The organism is Paenibacillus sp. LHD-117 (assembly GCF_030929555.1).
Classification (GTDB): Bacteria; Bacillota; Bacilli; order Paenibacillales; family Paenibacillaceae; genus Pristimantibacillus.
Genome location: NZ_JAVFVT010000001.1, coordinates 245,294 through 262,007, shown reverse-complemented (window position 1 = coordinate 262,007; position 16,714 = coordinate 245,294). Strand labels below are relative to the sequence as shown.

11 protein-coding genes are annotated in these 16,714 nt (G+C 53.1%); 2 read left to right on the top strand and 9 right to left on the bottom strand.

Translation table 11 applies throughout. The features are described from left to right. Nucleotides 1–106: 106 nt before the first annotated feature. From RB620_RS00820 to RB620_RS00810, 3 genes are read right to left on the bottom strand one after another with little or no spacing between them, the layout of a single operon-like run. Nucleotides 107–1,126, bottom strand: a complete 1,020-nt coding sequence (locus tag RB620_RS00820) for a zinc-binding alcohol dehydrogenase family protein (protein ID WP_308091599.1) — start codon at nt 1,124–1,126, stop codon at nt 107–109. Nucleotides 1,127–1,134: 8 nt separating this feature from the next. Beyond that, entirely contained in the window at nt 1,135–2,079 is a 945-nt protein-coding gene (locus tag RB620_RS00815; protein ID WP_308091598.1) for an aldo/keto reductase, read from the bottom strand. 37 nt (nt 2,080–2,116) lie between these two features. Beyond that, complete coding sequence (locus tag RB620_RS00810) at nt 2,117–2,950, bottom strand: amidohydrolase family protein (protein WP_308091597.1); 834 nt, start codon at nt 2,948–2,950, stop codon at nt 2,117–2,119. A 132-nt stretch (nt 2,951–3,082) separates the two neighbouring features. On the opposite strand from RB620_RS00810, the gene RB620_RS00805 reads away from it, so the two are divergent. Continuing rightward, nucleotides 3,083–3,949 (top strand): helix-turn-helix domain-containing protein, encoded by an 867-nt coding sequence (locus tag RB620_RS00805; protein WP_308091596.1) that lies wholly within the window; start codon nt 3,083–3,085, stop codon nt 3,947–3,949. A 19-nt stretch (nt 3,950–3,968) separates the two neighbouring features. Here RB620_RS00805 and RB620_RS00800 read toward each other — a convergent pair whose 3' ends face one another. Next, nucleotides 3,969–6,293 carry a beta-L-arabinofuranosidase domain-containing protein gene (locus RB620_RS00800; RefSeq protein ID WP_308091595.1) on the bottom strand — a complete coding sequence of 775 codons (2,325 nt, stop codon included), beginning with the start codon at nt 6,291–6,293 and terminating at the stop codon, nt 3,969–3,971. Between the two features lie 133 nt (nt 6,294–6,426). Here RB620_RS00800 and RB620_RS00795 point away from each other — a divergent pair, with 133 nt between their 5' ends. Next, on the top strand, nt 6,427–7,278 hold the full coding sequence (locus RB620_RS00795; protein WP_308091594.1) for a helix-turn-helix transcriptional regulator: 852 nt from the start codon (nt 6,427–6,429) through the stop codon (nt 7,276–7,278). Nucleotides 7,279–7,376: 98 nt separating this feature from the next. On the opposite strand, the gene RB620_RS00790 is transcribed toward RB620_RS00795, so the two are convergent. From RB620_RS00790 to RB620_RS00770, 5 genes are all read right to left on the bottom strand, one after another. Then, the gene (locus tag RB620_RS00790; protein WP_308091593.1) at nt 7,377–8,309 is read right to left on the bottom strand and encodes an ROK family protein; all 933 of its coding nucleotides are present in this window, start codon (nt 8,307–8,309) and stop codon (nt 7,377–7,379) included. After that, nucleotides 8,299–10,080, bottom strand: coding sequence for a class I mannose-6-phosphate isomerase (locus RB620_RS00785; protein WP_308091592.1), 1,782 nt, complete (start codon nt 10,078–10,080; stop codon nt 8,299–8,301). Before RB620_RS00785 ends, RB620_RS00790 begins: the two co-directional genes overlap by 11 nt. Nucleotides 10,081–10,603: 523 nt before the next feature. Beyond that, nucleotides 10,604–11,923, bottom strand: coding sequence for a glycoside hydrolase family 125 protein (locus RB620_RS00780; protein ID WP_308091591.1), 1,320 nt, complete (start codon nt 11,921–11,923; stop codon nt 10,604–10,606). A 26-nt stretch (nt 11,924–11,949) separates the two neighbouring features. After that, nucleotides 11,950–14,250 (bottom strand): glycoside hydrolase family 3 N-terminal domain-containing protein, encoded by a 2,301-nt coding sequence (locus RB620_RS00775; protein WP_374121343.1) that lies wholly within the window; start codon nt 14,248–14,250, stop codon nt 11,950–11,952. After that, nucleotides 14,250–16,700: a glycoside hydrolase family 38 N-terminal domain-containing protein gene (locus RB620_RS00770; RefSeq protein WP_308091590.1), complete on the bottom strand. Its 2,451-nt coding sequence runs from the start codon at nt 16,698–16,700 to the stop codon at nt 14,250–14,252. Before RB620_RS00770 ends, RB620_RS00775 begins: the two co-directional genes overlap by 1 nt. Nucleotides 16,701–16,714: the final 14 nt, after the last annotated feature.

The following is a 16,714-nucleotide window of genomic DNA, read 5'->3' as shown; positions in this document are numbered from 1 at the left end:
AATATAAGATTTGTGCGGAAGCATATAAGAATATTGATGCACAAGGATGAAACCTTCTGCGCGCAGAAAAGCGGGTCAGGCATTCGAGTATGCCTGACCCGCCTTATTACAACTCCACGATCGCCTTCATCACCTTGGATTCCGGGTTCAGCCAAGATCCAAATGAATCTACCATCTGATCGAAGGACGAGCGATGCGTGATAAACGGGCTGATATCCAGATCACGACTGCCCAGTACCTCCATGACATGTTCGAAATCGGAAACCGTGGCGTTCCGGCTGCCCATGAGCGTCAGTTCTCGTTTATGGAATTCGGGATCCGAGAAGGAGATGTCCCCTTTCACCAAGCCAACGAAAATCAACTTCCCTCCATGCGCGACCAACTCGAACGCCTTCATCATAGAACCCGCATTGCCCGTGGCGTCGAACACGGCGACCGGAAATTCGCCGTTTGTCCATTCGGACAGCCGATCTTTCGCATCGACTTCCATTGTGTTAATCGTCTGATCCGCCTTTGCCCAAGTTTTGCAGAAAGCAAGTCTTTCCTCATTGATATCCATCGCGATGACATATGCTCCCGCGTGTTTGGCAAAAGCCATGACGGCAAGTCCTATCGGACCCGAACCGATGACAAGAACCGTATCGGATGCCGCAACCTCCGCCCGGCGTACGGCGTGAGCGCCGATGGCTAACGGTTCGACCATTGCCGCCTCGTCGAATGTCAACCGATCGGCTTTCAGAAGATGCGAAACGGGAACGGAAATGCGCTCCCGCATCCCTCCGTCTACATGCACGCCGAGCACTTGCATGTTCGTACAGCAGTTGGTCTTGCCCCGACGGCAAGCCACACATCTCCCGCAATGGAGATAAGGAATGATCGCAACCGGATCCCCGGGCGCAAGCCCTTCGCTATTGTCGCCGATTTGATCAACGACGCCGGATAACTCGTGACCCAAAATTCTTGGATAGTGGAAAAATGGCTGATTCCCCTTAAACGCATGGTAATCCGTTCCGCAAATGCCGATTCGCCGAATGCTTACGATCACATGTCCCTCGGTTAACGCGGGCTCCGGCAATTCGTCGGTGAAACGGAGCTCTCCAATCGCATCGCATACGATTCCTTTCATGTGCAACCTCATTTCTCTATATTTTCGTTATATTGCGGAAGTCCGCTGACCCAGGTTCGGTCATGAATCGGCCTAAGAATGTCCAAGACCTCATGTAACAGCTCTACATCCATCGGTTCATTCGTCCATTCCACATTTTGTTTGATATTATCCGGATTGGCCGTGCTGACGAGCGTTGTCGGGATGCCGGCATGGCTCGTCGAAAATTGGATCGCCAGCTTGGCGATGTCCGATCCGCGGTCTGCCGCGTGTTTGGCGGCGCGAAGGCATATCGCCTTCGTCTCCGCATCGGCCGGATGCCAGTCGGGCGTTCCGCGCGTGCCGAGCAATCCCATCGATAGCGGCGAAGCGTTGACGAGACCGACGCCAAACTGGTCCAGGAGCGGAAGCAGCCTCAGCAAGGACGTGTCGTTCAGCGCGTAATGGCAGTACGAAATAATGGCATCCACTTGAACCTTAGGTAGCATGTGCTCGAATAAAGCGAGCGGCAAACCGCAAATGCCGGAAAATCGGATTTTCCCCTGTTGTTTCAGCTTGTCGAGCGCGGGAATCGCTTCTTCCAGGATGATTTCCGGCGGCACGAACTCAATGTCGTGCAGAAATAGAATATCGACATAATCCGTCCGCAGCCTGCGAAGGCTTTCCTCCAGGCTCGATTGAATTCTCGACTCGGAAAAGTCGAACGAATCGATCCCGTATCTGCCGGCTTTTGTGCTTAAATAAAAACGATCGCGGGCGGTTTGGCTGATGGCTTGGCCTAATACGGTCTCGGCCTTTGTGGCGCCATAATACGGCGAGACATCGATGTAATTAATGCCCGCATCGATAGCCGCGTGTACGGTACGGACACCTTCGGCATCATCCGTTTGCCGGAATACGGAACCTAGCGAGGACGCGCCGAAGCTAAGGCTCGAAACTTCCAGTCCTGTCTTGCCCAACAGGCGATATTCCATAAAGACACTCCATTTCTCACATTGGATGATCTGTGAATCACTTCAACTTGTAAAATGTCTTCGCGTTGTCGCCGAATAGATTGGCGCGCTCCTGTTCACCCCATTCCTCCGGCAAAGCTCCCTCCAGCACATCCACTACTTCATCGTAGCTCGCGGCCAACAAACAAACCGGCCAATCCGTGCCGAACATGACCCGTTCCGAGCCGAAGACGCGAAGTACATGCTCGATATAAGGCTTGAACTGTTCCGGCTTCCACGTTTGGTGATCGGCTTCGGTCACCATGCCCGACAGCTTGCAATAGATTTTCGGATGCTTGGACGCTCGCTCGATTTGCGCCGCCCATGGCTCGAATGCCTGCTCCGCGATCCGAGGTTTGCCGATGTGATCAATGACACCTCTCAAGCCCGGAACCGCGTCAAGCAGCTCGCAGAGCACGTCCAACTGATCGGATTTCACGAGCAGATCGACGGGAACGTCCCGCTTCGCATACTCCCGAAGCGCTTCCACGAACGAGTTTTCGAGTATTCGGCTTGCATCCGGCATGTCTTGGATCATGATCCGGAACCCCGCGAACTTCGGATGTTGCCGGAACCGATCGAACTGCTCCCGATGATTTGGATCGAACAAATCCAACCATCCCACGACGCCGAGAATCGAACTTGTTCGGTCAGCCAACGTCAAGATATACTCCGTCTCCCCGAGGGTAGGAGCGGCCTGTACGAGAATCGTGCCGTCCATCTTGTGTTTTTTCAATTGGGCTTCGAGATGTTCGGGCAAATAGTCGCGGTACAATAATGGCAGCTCCTCGGTAATCCAACCGTAATCCGTACGCGACATCGTCCAATAATGCTGATGGGCATCAATACGCATAGGAAGCCTCCTTCTATCTTGTTAATTCTTATTTTACTCCTATAATAGGGAATAGAAAGATCATAAATAAGCAATTTTATATCCGATTATGATGTCGCATTGCGCATACTCACCGCTTAGGAGGCAAACAGCATGCAGCCGATTCGCAAACCGTTTTATTTGGATCCGGTCTTTCCGTTGGAAGTGGTCTATCAAGGCGTTCGATATACGGAGAACGAGCTTCCCGATCATTTGCACGATTTGTACGAACTGGTATACATCCACGAGGGCAAAGGAACGTTTTTTATCGACCATGCCCTGTATGAGAAAGAAGCCGGCGATCTGTTTCTGATCCCCGGCAATACCGTGCACCGCGCGTTTCCGTCCGCCGACGAACCGATCGTGTCTACGGCCGTCTTTTTTGCGCCCTCGCTCCTGCAAACCGTCTCGCCAATCGATGGATATGATCCGCTTAGATGCTTCGAAATCGCCCATAAAAAAAAGCAATACAAAATCGTTCTGCCCGTGCCGGTCAGGGAGCGGATCGAAGCGACGATCCACGCCATGGCGAACGAACTCATGGAGAAGGCTCCCGGTTATCGGCAGGCGTTATGGCTTGGGTTGCAAAGAACGCTGCTTGAGCTGTATCGGCATCCAGCTATGAAGGACGAAGCCTCGCCGGCAAGCGGATTCGCGCCTCCGTGGATGCAAGAGGCTTTGCGGGACATTCATCGCGACCCGGTCCGATGCGGAAGCCTCGCGGCATTATCGGCCAAGGCATGCGTCAGCCCCGGACACTTCTCGCGAGTCTTTAAGCAGCTGACAGGCATGAACGTCACCGATTACGTCAATGCCAAAAGGCTGGTCCGCGCGAAGGAGTTGCTTCTCGCAACGGATGATACCGTCGAAGCGATCGCCTTGCTCTGCGGCTTTCAGGGCATGAGACATTTTTATCAAATCTTCAAGAGCTTAACTGGTGTAACGCCCAGGACTTACCGAGGCCGAAATAAACCGTCATGAGTTTGGGCCGCGCAGAACATTATTTCCCCCACTGCCCATTCTTTAGCCGGTCGATCATCCGGATGCCGTATACGCCGCCTACAAACCCGCCATCGGCCGATGCGAACTTCACTTCCACATCATCGCTGCCATTCATAAGTTGTTCGGGAATGTCGTAGATCACCTCGAACAGCTGCTCCGGATGCCGGGCTTCAAGCTTCTGACGTGCAATCACAGTCTCATTAATTAAAATATCGAACGATCGTTCATGACGTCCGCGATCGTTATGGAACGCACCGTCGCTACCGAAGTAAGTGACTTGAAGCACAGTATCCCTGTCAGGCGCAATAGCCATCCGATAGCTGAAATAGCCGCCGTTCTCTGCTACTCGATAGCCTTTTTGCGCAAAAACGGAATACTCTGATTTAGACTCCTGTGACTGAATCGCATGTTCAACTTCAGATTGCTGCTCATGCGGATAGACGACATCAATCGTAATCGCATGGAGCCGGTTCCGTTCTTCCTTCTCTACGTCCACATAGCTCTCGTACTGTTCCCTGTTCATCTTCGTCCAATAGATCGTATAACGTTGGTGATGCAGTTCATAGAACGGTATTAGCCTCAGGTTCTGGCCGCCCGGCTCGCCTGCGGCATCGATTTCGAACGTCAATGCCTCGCCTTGGACGGGCATGATCCATTGCTTCACGTCGTCCTCTTCCGTGACGAGAATCGGAACGTCGATAAGCGGATGCTGGTGCAGTTTCAAATGATTATCCACGATATCGCATTCCGGGAACTTCTCCTTACCGAGCGCGCCCGCGAGTACGATCGGGCCATACATGAAGCCCACTTTCTTCTCGTCATCTTTTGCGCGGTAGACGTGCAGATCCATAGGCAGGGTGATTTCGACGGTATCGCCTATATTCCAGATTCTATCGATCTCCAAAAATCCGCCTTCCGTACCCGAATAGCATTCCGATTCGCCGACGATAGCCGTCACCGATCCAGCTGCCCAATAAGGAACACGAATGCGAAGCTTGAAGCGTTCGTTTGGCGCTTTCTCTAGGACAAGCTTCGTGTGATTAGACCGCGGAAAATCCGTTTCCTGCCGCAGGATGATATTCAAGTCTGGCAGCTCGGTTTTTGAAGCGATAAACAGGTTTACATAAAGCTCATCGCGAACGTGATGGTAAATATCGCGTGAATATAGGGCGGGATTCTCCATGCCTGTGCCGGTGCAGCACCAGAACGATTGGTCATGCGTGCCGTATACTTTAAAGTGGCCTGGTTCCGTCGATATAAAATACATTTTCGCGCCCGAGTCCGGATCCTGCGAAGCAAGGATATGGTTATACAAGGCACGTTCGTAATAGTCCATATATTCGGCGTTCGGCGACCAACGGAACAATAGGCTTGTCAGCTTGAGCATATTGTACGTATTGCATGTCTCCGCCGTCTCGACGCCTAATTTCTCCGATTGTTTCGCTCGGAAATGTTCGAAGATACTGTTGCCGCCAATGATATAAGAACGGTTACGTGTGACCTCCTGCCAGAAAAATTCGGCCATCTTCCGATATTTTTCTTCACCCGTGATGTCATAAAGTTTAGCCGCCCCGATCACTTTCGGGATCTGCGTATTGGCATGTTTCCCTTCAAGCTCGTCTACCCCGCGGGCGAGCGGTTCCAAAATCGCCTGATGGCAGAAGCGGATCGCAAGTTCCAAGTAATCCCGGTTTCCCGTGATCAGGTAAAGATCCGCCATGGCTTCGTTCATGCCGCCGTGTTCGCAGATCAACATCCGCTGGAACTGCTCCTCCGTCAATCGATCGGCGCCCTTCTTGGCCCAATCGGCGAGCTTGGTGACAACTTGAAGCGCTTTTTCGATTCCAGTCATTTTATAAACATCGATCAGGCCTGCATAAATCTTATGAATGCTGTACCAAGGCACCCAAGACCCGCCCAAACCGAAGTTGTGCACTTCGAATTCGCCCTCTCCAAAGAAGACGCGGTCGAAGCAATCACGAGGAAATCCGCTTACATACCCGTCCGAATCATGCGACTGCACCCATGCAAGCTCGTCGATCGCATAATGGAGCTTCCGCAGCAGCGCTTCATCTTCCGTAACGGCATACATAGCCGCGGCGGCGGATAACCAGTGGCCTACGGAATGACCCGCGATCGATGTCGATTCCCAGCCGCCGTAACGTTCGTTTTTCGGCCGTAAATGAGCTGCCTCGTAACAGGGCGCGACCAAACGATCGACGTCTAAGCGATGCAGATAGTCCTTTCCCGTTGCTTGCGATTTCTTGAAAAGGCCATCGAGTAGCGTAGTCTGACATGCAACTTGCGCCGAAGCTTTCGCCATGATTAACATCGCTCCAATATACAATATTTGATTGTTTACTCCAATCAGTTTATCCTTGTATTTAGTATATTTCTATGAACGAATTCAACCATTTTCTTATCCGATTTAACACAACCTTCAAGAGGGGATAAAGATGAACAACATCCTGTTCGAACTGCCGCCGTTGCCGTATTATATTACGATTGGACAAACCTGCTATGAACCTGGACAGCAGCATCCGAATCGAAGAAACATCGGCATATTCGATCTTCTCTTCGTTATACAAGGTACGCTCTTCATGGGCGAGGACGAGAAGCATTGGAGCGTTGGCCCCGGGCAATCGCTGCTGCTGCATCCCGACCGCTATCATTATTCCACTTCCCCTTGCAGCGAGAAAACCGTCTTCTATTGGATCCATTTTGAATATCAGGGTACTTATCACGAGCTAAGCGAGTCCCATAATACGCTGCCGATTCGGCACGCATGGGCGAATCCCTATCGCCTCAAAGTCCCGCAGCACTCGACGCCGCGACAGTTCGAGAGCGTATTGCATTTACTCAGCCTCATGCACGATCAAGCTAGCGCGAATGGTTCCACAGCCTACTGGAAAGAGCAGCAACGGTTCATCGATCTGATTCAATTGCTCGAGGATGAACGGTCGGAGAACGCTACGCCTAGTTCGGTTATGAGGCTGGCGGAGCAGACGGAGGCCTATTTGCGCCAGCATTTTCAGCAGGATATTACAAATGAAACGCTGTCAGATGCCCTCCATTTTCATCCGAATTATATTGTGCGGTGCATGAAGGAGATCTACCGCTGTACACCAATGGATTATTTGCTTCAATATCGGCTCGAGCAGGCCAAGTTGCTGCTGATCAAAACCGAATGGCCGGTATCCCGGATCGGCGAGCAGGTCGGCTTCCGTTATGCGCCGTACTTCTCAAGCCGCTTCAAACGTCATACAGGGTTGACGCCTCTAACCTTCCGGAAGCTTTATTCCCGATGAAAAAATATGCATGATCGGCCGCTCCGGCGAATTCAATCCTTGCACGAATAACAGGAAGAAGGATACTGCCTCGGCAGCATCCTTCGCGGAATGATCGTTTATCCTTTTAAACTCTTAGAATTGAACAAACAGGACGCTCCAATAAACGTATGGTACAGCGCATTGCCCAACGATTCGATCCGGATGCCGCTTGGCGTCAGATGCCGATGAAGGCCTTCCCCGAACAAATCGATGCTTTTGGCAATCTGGCCTCCGATTATAAGGCGGTCGGCCTTAAAGTCCGTCAGGAATGGCAGTAGGAACTGCCCCAGCTCTTCCCCGAATTTCGCGAACAGCTCTTTCTCTCGAACGCCGCCTTTCCGGGCAAGCTCCGCGAGCTCCTTGACATCCATGCCGTCATGGAGACAGCCGGCATCGCGGAATAACCCCAGAATACCGCGCCTCGAGAAACATTCATCAGCGACGGCTCCTTGATACGGCAAGCAGTACAAGTAGCCCTCCGCAGGCACGCGATCGCCTTCGGTGACAAGAGCTCCGCGTTCGATAAACGCCGAGCCGATTCCGGTACCTAGCGTAATAGCCAATAGGCGCTCATCCGGATACTTCTTGCCGGCGCCCAAACCGAACAACCTGCCGTCGTTTTGGAATCGAATGTCCAAGCTTTCAGGCGAACCTCCGAAGCCGCTTGCCTGCAACGACTGCAGAAGCTTCTCCTTCACGTTCACACCGTATAGCGATTCAAATTTATCCAGCCCGCGAATCCAGCATATGCCGCGCTCGTAATCGAACGGCCCGGGGAAAGACATGCCGATGCCGATGACTCCAACCGTTTCGGCATTCGGGTGCCGCTTGTATTGCTCAAGCAGGTCGCGGAGGATGTCCGAGAGTCCGCCGATAATGGCTTCCTCCGAATCCTTGGCGCCCGCGGCATACTGGGAGACGGTACCTTCCAATACTTCCCCGCGTGCCACGACGCATCCTTTGACATAGGTTCCGCCTACATCCAGCGCAAATACGAGATCAGCGCTCAAGCAGACTCACGTTCCATTCCGGGGAAACTCCCGCTTTGATCAGCTTGCACGGCTGTTTCGTCCGGTTTACGAGCTTATATTCCCCGAACACGGATGGCAAGATATAGGATTCGGCGTAATTCAAGTCGACGTATACCGATTCATCCGCCAAGGATACGATGCGCACGCTCTCTCCCTCCACGAGATTGAACATGACGAACTCGCCGTTCGTATGATCCCGCCATTCCGTCTGCAAATGGATTCGCCCTACGTAGAACAGCAAATCGTCGCGCTGGCCCAGCAAATATTCCTCGTTGCCGCCTTGGCTCTGCAGCAGCCGCGGCTCGGGAATAAGGTTTTCCTTCACCCATGACGTCGTTTTGTCATAATCGATATTGCGGAAGCCATGATCCGCGTTGATCGGACGAGGCTTACCATCGAGATCCTTGCGCAAATAATCGTATAGCTTGAACGTAAACCACCAGGTTGTAGAGGAGACTTCAAGCACGAGATTATCGATGCCCGAACAATGGACGGTTCCCGGCGGAATGAGGAATAGATCCCCCTTGTTCGCGTCGAACTCATTGACGTATTCGGTGAACTTCATCGGCACGCCCGTTTCTTGCGCTTGTATGACAGCGTCTTCGAAAACTTCTTTCTCCGTACCTTCCGTAAATCCGAGGTAAACCTTGGCATCGTTTTGCCGTTCCATAATGTAATAGGATTCTTGCTGCGTCATAAACTCGTTAAAGTGTTCGCGCACGTATTCCTGCTTCGGATGCACTTGACAGGACAGATTGTCGCCATCCATCGTATCCAGGTAATCGAACCGGACAGGGAAATAGTCTCCGAACAGGGACACCGGACGTTCGCCCATAATGGCCATATGTTCAAGGGCCATAACGATCAGGAAGGGCACTTCGATCACGTCGCCGCCGCACCCGATCAGAATGGAATTTTCCGGCGCGATCGGCTCGAAGCCCCATGCGCAGTTCACCCATTCCTTTGGAAGGTCGGCCATGTCTTTCAAATATTGTCCGCCCCAAATCCCAGGTGCAAAAAACGGTTTGACGCGAAGCGGGCCTTGGGCCACGCTCCGGATCATCGCCGCCATATCGGCGATGTTTGCGAATACGGGTTGTTCCGGCTTGTTCATGTCCACATAGAGGCCGATATTTTGGAAGATGCGTTTGCGATAGTTTTCCAGAATCGGCCATTCCACGAAATAGCTGATTTTGTACTTTTCGACGGAATCGCGGTTCCACGACATTCCGAAACTCAGCAGCTGCTTCTTGTGCTGAACTTGCTGATATTCCCTGGAAACATCCAGATAGAAAAAGGCGCTGCTCCGTTCTCCCGCGAGCCAATAGGCGCCGGGGCCGAACACGATGGAGGCAGTCTTCCCGCTTAGGCTTTCCAATCGGCTGGACACCGAAGCTCTTGCGTCCGAATCGAAAAACGACTCGATTCCCGCTTCCGTCACGTAACCGATTGCCCGGTTGTCCGTTATGTTGCGTTCGAACTGCTCACGCAGCGTTTCGCCGGATTTTAAGTAACCTGCCGTGCTTTGGACGTTAAGGCTCCAGCCTTGCTTCTCGATCGCAGCAGCGGCAGTCCGCACAAAAGACTGGAAGTCAGCGCCGTGTGTGCCGTCCACGATAATAAGGGCGGGAGATCCCGCTTTCTCGTCCAAGCTCGCTAAGATTTGCTCCGTCAAGGCCTCGTAGCCTTTGGAAAGGGGATGTTCCGGGAACAGTTGCCGTACCGGATTGATCGGATATTTATTAAACATGATAATTCCTCCTCAAATGTTTGCGAAGCAAACATGGCTTCGTAAGCATATGCTTAATGAATCGCTGCCGAACGTTTGAAGAAAAGGGCCACCCTGTCAGGTGGCCTTGCTATGAATTCTATCAGTTTCAGTCGAGAGGACTCCCACTTCTATAAGTGGTGAGGTGAATCGGCTCTTCCTGAATCAACCCAAAAAGTGAATGGCTTCGGAAATAAAAATGTGTTAAGATTTGAACAAGAACACATGTTCTTTGATAACTGAACATATGCGGTTGTAGCAGGTACTACTTGGCTCTGCTACGTAAAATGTTCAAGCCACCAATGCGCTTGAGATTCGTAGGAATCTACCTCCCAGCGCAAACGTATTCCCAAAGGAATTTCCAATGGGATAGAGGGGCTGGACGGTAACCAGTCCGTCAATGTGTCAGCTCCACTGGTGTTAAGCAGTTTGATTTCGGTCAAATTGATACATCAGAAACCCCCACTTCAATCGGAGCGTTAGCTCAAATAAGTGGTGGGAGTATTCATATAATGCCTTGTTTCAAAGCTTTCCAGACCAAATGAGCGAATTGGCTGTTCGACCATGCGAACCAATCTCTCGTGAAATTGGCGGGATCGTCCATGTGGAAACCTTCGTGCATGTAGCCGGTATCGGCATCCGTCGCTTCCATAATGTCGATCATTTCCCTAATCTCGTCCGGGTCCGTCGCAGTCAATCCTTGCATGGAATAAGCCAGATGCCATACGAAGTCCGGCGGCGTATGAGGGCTGCCGATGCCGCTAAGGTTGTCGCCCTTGTAGTAATAAGGATTATCCTCGCTCAATATAAAGGCTCGTGTGTTCAGATAAATCGGGTCTTCCGCATCTACAAAACCGATATATGGAGCCGACATCAAGCTAGGCGTTCCGGCGTCGTCCATCAAGACATGATTGCCGAAGCCGTCCGTCTCGAAGGCATATATACGACCATACTTCGGATGTTCGACAATGCCGTACAATTCGATGGCATGACGGATCTCTTCCTCCATCGTGGCCATGCGGACCGCAAGCTTCTCGTCCCGGAATACGTAACGGACAACTTCTCCCATATCGCGCAGCGTGACAGCCGCGAACATATTGGACGGGATGTTGAAGTGAAAATCGCATGCATCGTCGCTTGGACGGAAGCCCGACCAGATCATGCCGGTCTCATTGACAGGCATTCCGCGTCCCTGTCTCCGCAGCGTGTCGATCATGATGCCGTTATGACGCTGGAACCGGTACGTCGAACGTTCGGCATGCTGCTGCTCGATCTCCCATACGTCCAGCATCGCCAGCAATGCCGCTTTGAATTGTTCATTAAATACGCCTGTACGGCCCGTTTCCTTCCAATAATGATAAGCAAGACGGAAGGAGAAGCACATCGAGTCGAGCTCGAACTTTCGCTCCCATACCCATGGCGAGCTATCCGTTTCATCCGCGGCGTTCCAATGCCAGTCGTTCGCCGTTTCATTAAAGGCGTTCGCATAAGGATCGATGCCGATATAGAACATATGGCGCTTAATAACGCCCTCCAGAATGCGCTGCAGCTCAGCGTCATCCTTGGCGAACGGTACGTAATGGAACACTTGCTCTACGGAGTCCCGCAGCCACATAGCGGGAATATCGCCCGTCAGTACAAATGTTGTTCCGTCCTCAAGCAGCTTCGTTGTTGTCTCCAGCGTATTCGGGAAGCAATTCCGGAACAACCGGCTTAGCTTCGGACGGTGGGCAAGCTTCTTCTCCGCTTCCTCCATCGCTTGGACGATGGAAGCCGGCAGCTTCAGTTCTGGTACATCAATTTGAGGCAAACGATGTGATTTCATATGGCGTGTTCATCCTCTCTCCAAACTTATTCGAACAGCAGCACGCGCAGGTCGGCGCAAGTGAGCGACTCCGCATGGCCGCCGACTTGAATGCGGAATAATCCCGGCTCAACGATTCGGCGGCAGTCTTTGCTGACATATTGCAACTGTTCCTTCGCGATCGTGAATTGGACGGTCGCGGATTCGCCCGGCTCCAATTGAATTTTTTGGAAGCCCTTCAATTCCAAAGCCGGCCTCGTGACGGAGCTCACGACATCGGTTACATAGAGCTGCACAACTTCCTGCCCGGCCCTATCGCCGGTATTCGTCACGTTCACGCTGACGACGCAGCTCTCGTCTGGCCGAATTTCCGATTGGCTTAACACAATGCCGTCATACCGGAATGTTGTATAGCTGAGTCCATATCCGAACGGATATCTCGGCTGCAAGTCCGTCTCTACATACCGCTTGCCTCTGGTCCGCTTCGTATTGTAATAAATCGGAAGCTGTCCGGCATGTTTCGGAATGGAGATCGTAAGTCTGCCGGACGGGTTGCAATCGCCAAACAGTACGTCTGCAATGGCATTTCCGCCCTCCTGACCAGGATACCAAGCCTCCACAATCGCATCGGCATGCTCGTCGATCCATGGCTCAACGATCGGACGACCGTTAATATAGACGACAATAAGCCGCTTGCCCGTCTTATGAAGCTCCTTCAGCAATTCCAATTGTACGCCCGACAGTCCGAGCTCTGCTCTGTCGAAGCCTTCCCCGCAGTCCATGTCGCTGAGGACGGACTGATCGGTAATAATCGCGGCACCCGTCTTCAGGTCGATCGTGCCTTCGCCGAAGTCCCGTGCGCTGGAGCCGCCTACCACGGCAACGATAACATCCGCAGCTTGCGCGATTTGAATCGCGGAATCGAATCCTTCCGTCGACGGATCTTTGACGCGGCAGCCCGGCGCATACATGATCTCGCTTTGGCCAATGCATTTGCTCTTGATTCCGTCCAGTACCGTCGCGATACTTCCACGCTGCTGCGGAGAGGTATAATCGCCCAGTTGGTTGTAGATGTTGTTCGCATTGGGACCGATAACCGCGATTTTGCCGAGAACCTTCGACAGCGGCAGTACCTCGTCGCGGTTTTTGAGCAGAATTAGGCTTTCTTGCGTGATTTGCTTCGCCAGCTTGATGTGGCTTTCTTGGCCGATAATCGTAGCTGCACGGTCTGGATCGGCATACGGACGCTCGAATAAGCCCAGCTCGAACTTGAGTCGCAATATGCGATGAACCGCGAGATCGATATCGTTCATCGTTACTTTATTGTTCTGAACGGCTTGCAGCAGATGCTTGCCGAAGCTGTCGCCCGACATTTCCATATCGACGCCCGCGAGCAGAGCCGCACATGCCGCATCCTCTTCGCTATCCACCACTTGATGTCCGCCGCAGAGCATGTTGATCGCGCCGCAATCGGTTATGACAAATCCGTCGAAGCCCCATTGCTCCCTGAGCGTGCGGGTCAGCAGCTCATGATTCGACGTGCATGGCACGCCGTCAATTTCGTTATAAGCCGTCATAATCGACAGCGCGCCTGCTTGCACCGCTTTCTCGAACGGGAGCAGATCCTTCTCCAGCAGCTCCCTTGCTCCGATGCGGGCGGGAGCGGCATTGCGGCCGCCCTCCGAACCGCCGTATCCGGCGAAATGTTTCAGCGTGGCGATAATCGCATCTTCGGCCGCGATGGATTCACCTTGCAAGCCTTCGACTGCCGCAACGACCATCTCGCTGATGAGATACGGATCTTCTCCGAACGTCTCTTCCGTCCGTCCCCATCTTGGATCGCGGACAACGTCGAGTACAGGGGAATAAGTCGCCGTTCCCCCTTGGGCCCGCGTCTCCGCCGCGATCGCGCGGCATACTTGCCGGAACAGCGGCGTGTTCCAGCTGCTGCCCATTGCAAGCGGAACGGGAAATACCGTTCCGCCGATGGCCATGTGGCCGTGGGAGCATTCCTCTCCGAACAAGATCGGAATGCCCAGTCTCGTCTGCTCAACCGCATATTGCTGAATCCGGTTAATCGCTTCGGCCCCTTCGCGCGGCGACAATCCAGACTCCAGCGTCACCCCGGTCCAAGGATCCGCACGAAGGACGCCGTAGAGCGAGCCTACACCTCCGCGCTCCATGTACGAACGGAAGGATTCGCTCAGCTGAACGCCATCGTCTGTCCGTTCGTAGGCCTGCCAGCCAAACGGCTGGATGAGCTGTCCGATCTTTTCCTCTAGCGTCATACGCCCGATCAGATCATTCACCCGCTGTTCCGTCGTAAATGTTGCGTCCTTATAGTTCATCATTTCGATCTCCACGCCAGAACTCCTGCGTTCATGCTGCGGCATGTAGTAATGGCCGATTCCGGCTTATTGAGCTCTTCGCCCCATGCGACGAAATATCGGAATTCATAGAAGCCGCCGAGCGTCGCCGTAAAGTTCGTTTCCCAATAGTTGTTCATTGCCCAGGAATAGAGATGGCCTGGGTCTTGCGCAAGCTTCTCGTCTCCATTGAGCTTGCGGAACCCGTGCTCCAGAGCGCCCAGTTGAATAAGCGGCGTATCCGGCATAGCGATCGATACCCCGCCTTGGCTGCCCACGTAAGCGACGCCTTCTCCGATGCAATAGTAGTCGGCCAGGCTGCCCGGCAGCTGATCCTTGCGCGGACGGGCAAGCGCGTCCATCTTATCCATCCACAGCTGCTGTCCGTCGTCCATAATCGGACCGCCGAACGGCAACGAAATATATAGATTTTCCGGATCCCATACGCTGTCCTTATGCATACGGACGGCCACATCCACACGCGGCCGATCCGCGTATGCCGTAACAAGCAGCGAATAATGCGAGCATCCCGCCACTTCGAACGTCAATTGCACCGTGCCGTATACATCGCCCTGAGCAATCACTTCCGCGCTTGTCAATACGCCTGTCGAGACGACGGCATCCGGTCCTTTGCGGTTGCGGCCCATCTTGCGGCGCACTTCGTACATAGCCATTACGCTGGATGCGTGTGTGATGTCGTATACCGGCGAGAAAGCATTGTGATTGCGGTCCGAGCGCAGCATTTCCTTGCCGGCGCGTTTGTCGAACCAGGACGTAATCCCTTCCCCTTTCGTCCATTCCACACGGACGAACGGCGTTTCCAAGTAGGTCGTGGTCATGCGGAACGCCTTCTGCGCATGGGATACATCGATATCCATCATGCGATCCGACCCGACGTAATCATCGCGGAATGCCGTTTTAGCTTGGCCGCTGCCGACAGGTTGAATCATCAATACTTTCTCTTCTCCAGCTTGAAGCGTTACCGGAACGCTGACGATTACGCCTCTTGGCGCTACTCTCAGCTGAGCCGCATATACCTCGCCGCTTGCTTCATCGCGCGCTTCGAAGCCGTCCTTGATCAGGTCATAATGCCAGCCTTCCATAATGAGATGGGCAACATCTTCCTGCGGGAATGGATTCGGATTGTACAGCTTGAACCGCATCGGCCGGTCCGGAGCAAGGAGCGCATCCCCTCTATGCTCTAAGATGTCGTATAATGCGCGATGCGCGTGCGTGCTGGCATTGGCCGCGAACGCTTCTTTGCGAACGCCAAGCTCCTGCACGAAGGGATTCCATGGCTCGGTCACGGAAGAATGGTAACCCCATGTATGCTCGGCGAACATCGTCAATTCATATTCCATCGCTTTCATCGCTTCGGGAGTAACGACCTCGCCGTTCGGATCGAGCTGCTTCACTTTCCGATATACGCGCTGCGCCTCGCGGAACACCTGCACGTGCATCGGAGTCGAACCTACGCCGTCCGTCCACCAGTCCGGCCAATCGCCGCGGAATACGGGAATATCGTCTGGACGCTGCTCCGCGTGGCCGCGCACCACTTCAAAAAATTCATCCAGCGTACAAGGCACAATATGGATTTCTTCACCGTGCTTGCCGTTCCAATTGTTCACGAAGTCCATAAGTATAGCATTCGGCGAGCTGTTATCTGTCGGCAAGCCGGACATCATGACAGGTGCGAACGAGAACCGATAACCGTCCTCCTTAAGACGCTGCACATACCGTGGAATGCGCGCTTCCGCGATTTCGAACGTGATGCCTTTGCTTGTATCGAATTCGTCCTTGATGGTATAGGAACCACCGATCCCTGGAATCAGTCCCAAGTCGTTGCCGAAGACATAATGCTCTCCGTTCCAAGTCAGGAGCTTCTCGCCATTTGGCATCTCCCACCAGAACGGCTGCTGTTTCTTCCATAGAGGAAACATGGAATGATGCGTATGGATACAGGTGATCATGTTTTGAATACCTGCGTTTAAAAGAACTTCCCCATACCCCCAGCTAAAGCCTGTAATGTCGGCCGTCATGGCGGATTTCACCGGGACGCCGATCGACTCCCCGAAGTCGCGGACCCTGCCGATCATCGCTTCAAGCAAGTCTTTGCCGATCAGCTCGCTCATATTGAGATAAGTGCCCGACAGGCCGATATCGCCTCGTCTTACCGCTTCCACGAACTCCGACTTTTCCTGCTTCGACGCCTTCTCGAGGAATGCCTCGATCGGCCAGAACGTTTCGCATACCCACTTGAATCCATTCCATTCCGGACGGCGACCAGCCTGGATTTCGCGCAGGATGTGAAGCGTCTGCCGGATGAAGTCGACATGATACTGTTTAATTTTCTCTTGACGCTCCGTGTACCCTACATCGGTATGAGAGTGATGAATCGCGTATAACGTCCATGGTTTCGTTGCTGTCTTCATTAGCAATCTCTCCT

Coding starts and splice junctions, on each gene's coding strand:
- RB620_RS00820 (WP_308091599.1), bottom strand. CDS start 1,126: ATGAAAGGAATCGTATGCGATGCGATTGGAGAGCTCCGTTTCACCGAC.
- RB620_RS00800 (WP_308091595.1), bottom strand. CDS start 6,293: ATGGCGAAAGCTTCGGCGCAAGTTGCATGTCAGACTACGCTACTCGAT.
- RB620_RS00770 (WP_308091590.1), bottom strand. CDS start 16,700: ATGAAGACAGCAACGAAACCATGGACGTTATACGCGATTCATCACTCT.
- RB620_RS00805 (WP_308091596.1), top strand. CDS start 3,083: ATGCAGCCGATTCGCAAACCGTTTTATTTGGATCCGGTCTTTCCGTTG.
- RB620_RS00815 (WP_308091598.1), bottom strand. CDS start 2,079: ATGGAATATCGCCTGTTGGGCAAGACAGGACTGGAAGTTTCGAGCCTT.
- RB620_RS00775 (WP_374121343.1), bottom strand. CDS start 14,250: ATGAACTATAAGGACGCAACATTTACGACGGAACAGCGGGTGAATGAT.
- RB620_RS00780 (WP_308091591.1), bottom strand. CDS start 11,923: ATGAAATCACATCGTTTGCCTCAAATTGATGTACCAGAACTGAAGCTG.
- RB620_RS00810 (WP_308091597.1), bottom strand. CDS start 2,950: ATGCGTATTGATGCCCATCAGCATTATTGGACGATGTCGCGTACGGAT.
- RB620_RS00785 (WP_308091592.1), bottom strand. CDS start 10,080: ATGTTTAATAAATATCCGATCAATCCGGTACGGCAACTGTTCCCGGAA.
- RB620_RS00795 (WP_308091594.1), top strand. CDS start 6,427: ATGAACAACATCCTGTTCGAACTGCCGCCGTTGCCGTATTATATTACG.